This window comes from Citrobacter sp. S55_ASV_140, from assembly GCF_018919505.1.
Classification (GTDB): domain Bacteria; phylum Pseudomonadota; class Gammaproteobacteria; order Enterobacterales; family Enterobacteriaceae; genus Citrobacter; species Citrobacter werkmanii.
In genome coordinates this window covers 1-2912 of the sequence record NZ_JAHLQZ010000317.1, presented here as the reverse complement: position 1 = coordinate 2912, position 2912 = coordinate 1, and the positions used below count along the sequence as shown (strand labels likewise).

The 2912-nt window shown below is 51.2% G+C and carries 3 protein-coding genes; 1 reads left to right on the top strand and 2 read right to left on the bottom strand.

Annotated features, from left to right (window positions below):
- Window positions 1-291 (bottom strand): filamentous hemagglutinin N-terminal domain-containing protein (locus KQJ18_RS23105; protein ID WP_216422854.1); only part of this gene is annotated, 291 nt, incomplete at its 3' end.
- Between the two features lie 12 nt (window positions 292-303).
- Window positions 304-1941, bottom strand: a complete 1638-nt coding sequence (locus KQJ18_RS23100; RefSeq protein WP_253297557.1) for a ShlB/FhaC/HecB family hemolysin secretion/activation protein — start codon at window positions 1939-1941, stop codon at window positions 304-306.
- Window positions 1942-2248: 307 nt separating this feature from the next.
- On the opposite strand from KQJ18_RS23100, the gene KQJ18_RS23095 reads away from it, so the two are divergent.
- On the top strand, window positions 2249-2912 hold a 664-nt coding region (locus tag KQJ18_RS23095), incomplete at its 3' end, for an MBL fold metallo-hydrolase (protein WP_216422851.1).

Sequence of the window (2912 nt, the reverse complement as noted above, 5' to 3'; positions counted from 1 at the left end):
ATTCTGGATAATGCCGCCGAGCTGGGTTTGGGTAAATTGCCCGGTCGCGTTGTTAAGGATCAGCCCCTCTTTTCCCACGTTGTAGTCGTTATATTTATTGTGTGAAATCCCGGACTGGTTCGGTGTGGCAATATTCACCACCGGAACACCATTGGCGGCTTTATCCATCTGCGTATTGCCTTCAGGCGTGATGACGGCAGCCATCGCCGGGAGCAGTGGTTGGGTAGCCAGCAGAAAACTCAACATGCCGCTTAGCAAACGCTGGGAAAAACGAACCTGATCCTTTTTCATCACCCTTGTTCCTTAAAATGCCACCGCAACGCGGTAATACACATTGAGATGATCCGGGGCTAGCCAGTCCGGATAGTTAACTGGCGTTCCTACGGTAAACTGAGAGGAGAACCAGCGCCCTGAGCTGGTTAATCCCAGCGCAGCCCCCCACAACGTGCCGGAGGCATACCTGTCAGCGCTATCCTGTTTCAGCCAGCCGCCGTCGAATGCCGCCATCGCGCCAATCTGTCCGAATACCGGCAACGTAAACAGCGAATAATTCACTTCGTTGCGCCAGTAGCCGCCGTTATCTCCAGAAATGTATTGTTCTTTAAAACCGCGAACTGAGGTTTCTCCGCCCAGCGTCAGGCGTTCACTGCCGTAGAGTCGGTCCACAGACCATTGAAAATAGACGCTGCTGAGCCACCACAGTCTTTCTGCCAACGGGCGCTGAAAACTGCCATTGACGCTCCATTTGCGAAATTCCGCCCTTGGCACATCCCCCTGTTTATTGTTGTCATCCTCTGCGCCAAACCACGGCACGCCCTGGGTGAATGAAGGGTTAAACGTCGCAACGCCAGAAGCAATTTTTTGCGTATGGTTGATACCCAGCGAAACACTGGAAAGCTTGCGGCTACTGGTTTCCAGCAGGACATCATTCAATCTGTTACGGTTAATTCGATGCGTGAGACCCAGCGATGCAGCGGTCTTGACATCTCCATTGCGAAACAAAACCCAGGATCCGTTCAACCGATGGGTTTCGCTATCACCAGTGGAACGCCAGGCATAACCATTGTTATCAATAGTGCTGAGGTAGTTACTCCAGCTGTAGCTGTAATCAAGCAGTCCGTAGCCATAAGGAATACTCACGCCAGTAGCGAAGTTCTGCGCATCTTTGCTACTGGAAAAATCGCTGCTGCGTCCACCGCTGATAAACCATTTATCTGCCAGGCCGAGCATATTATTGAAAAATAATGCGCCACTGAGTTGCCCGGTTCCGGTGCTCTTTTGCCCGCTGTTATCAAAACTTACTGAACCATTGAGTGGAAATTCTGGCGTGGCGGTGAGGTTAACTATTGAGAACCCCTGCTGACTGCCCGGCAAAATTTCAATTTCCACCGGCGTCTGGCGAACCCGATTCAACTGCTCCATCCCTTGTTCAATGTCACGCAGATTGAGAATTTTTCCTTCCATTCCGGGAAAGGTCATCAGCAGAGTGCGCGATGGGACGCCTTCCAGACGTATTTGCTGCAATTTCCCCTCAAGCACCGCGATATGCAGCACCCCGGAGGAGAGATCCTGTTCGGTTAAAAAGGCGCGACTGGTGATATAGCCTCGGCTGATATACCAGTCGGAAATCGCATTTGTCAGTTCCGTCAGACGGGGAATATCCAGGCATTGATTCACCCACGGCGCGATAAGCTTTGCCGAGGCAGCGGCGGACAACTTCGTTGCGCCGTCAATATCAATGCGCGAAATCATAAAACACGGCCCTTCAGCCCGGGCTGGTGTTTTCGGCGTTACGGTTACAGGCAACGTAACGCTACGCTCCAGCTCTTCACGCTGGCGCTGGTTTTCATTAAGTAACTGCTGCTGTTGCTGCTGAATGGTATTACGATCCGCAGGAGAGAGTGGTGCGGCAGAAACAGTTGTGAAGGGCAAAATTAACATCCCAATCAGTAATGCCAACTTTCTTTCATCCCTGAACTTCACCCCACCCTCCAAAAAAGTACGAAAGCGAACTTGACTGCAAAGCACAGCCGACCATTTTAAAAAAGCACAAAATGTAAACAAAAGTAAAGACACTAAGTGCTGTTTCGCTTCATTCCTATTGCATTTTAGGATTTCTTATATTTTTAAATTAAATTATTCTTACTCTTTTGGCCCAATCCCATCGCTAGTCGCCCATTTGCCCACATTCAACTTATGCACAACACTCTACGATGACACCACTGACCCAACACGTGGAGCAAACACCATGAACATCACGCAAATCCGCAACGCCACGCAGTACATCACCTTTGGCGGCAAGACTTTTCTAATCGATCCAATGCTGGCGGCAAAAAGTGCTTATCCGGGCTTTGCCGGAACGGCACGTGCGGAGATCCGCAACCCAACCGTCGATCTGCCCGTCGATATCGACACCCTGCTCAACGTTGACGCGCTGATCGTGACCCACCTGCATGAAGATCACTGGGATGAGGTTGCAGCACGCGTCGTGCCGAAAGACAAACCGATTTACGTGCAAAATGAGCAAGATGCGCAGGTACTGCGAGATCAGGGTTTCACACACCTGATCGTACTGACGCACAACACCACGCTGGGCGACATCATCCTGCGTAAAACCGGCGGCCAGCATGGCTCAGATCGCGCTTACGCCATCCCGCAAATGGCGGAACGTTTAGGCGATGCCTGCGGGGTAATCTTTCAGCATCCGGCGGAAAAAACGCTGTATCTGGTTGGAGACACTATCTGGCGTGACGAAGTGGAAGCCAACATGCTGACTTTCCAACCGGACGTGGTGATTTTGAACGCCGGTTTTGCCCACGTTATCGGTTTTGGCCCAATTATTATGGGCGCAGAAGATGTACTAAAAACCCACTTCACCCTTCCCAACGCACAAATTGTGGCCACGCATATGG

What these genes read in the sequence shown, in the direction of transcription:
- KQJ18_RS23100 (WP_253297557.1), bottom strand. Translation starts at nt 1,941, where the DNA reads ATGTTAATTTTGCCCTTCACAACTGTTTCTGCCGCACCACTCTCTCCT.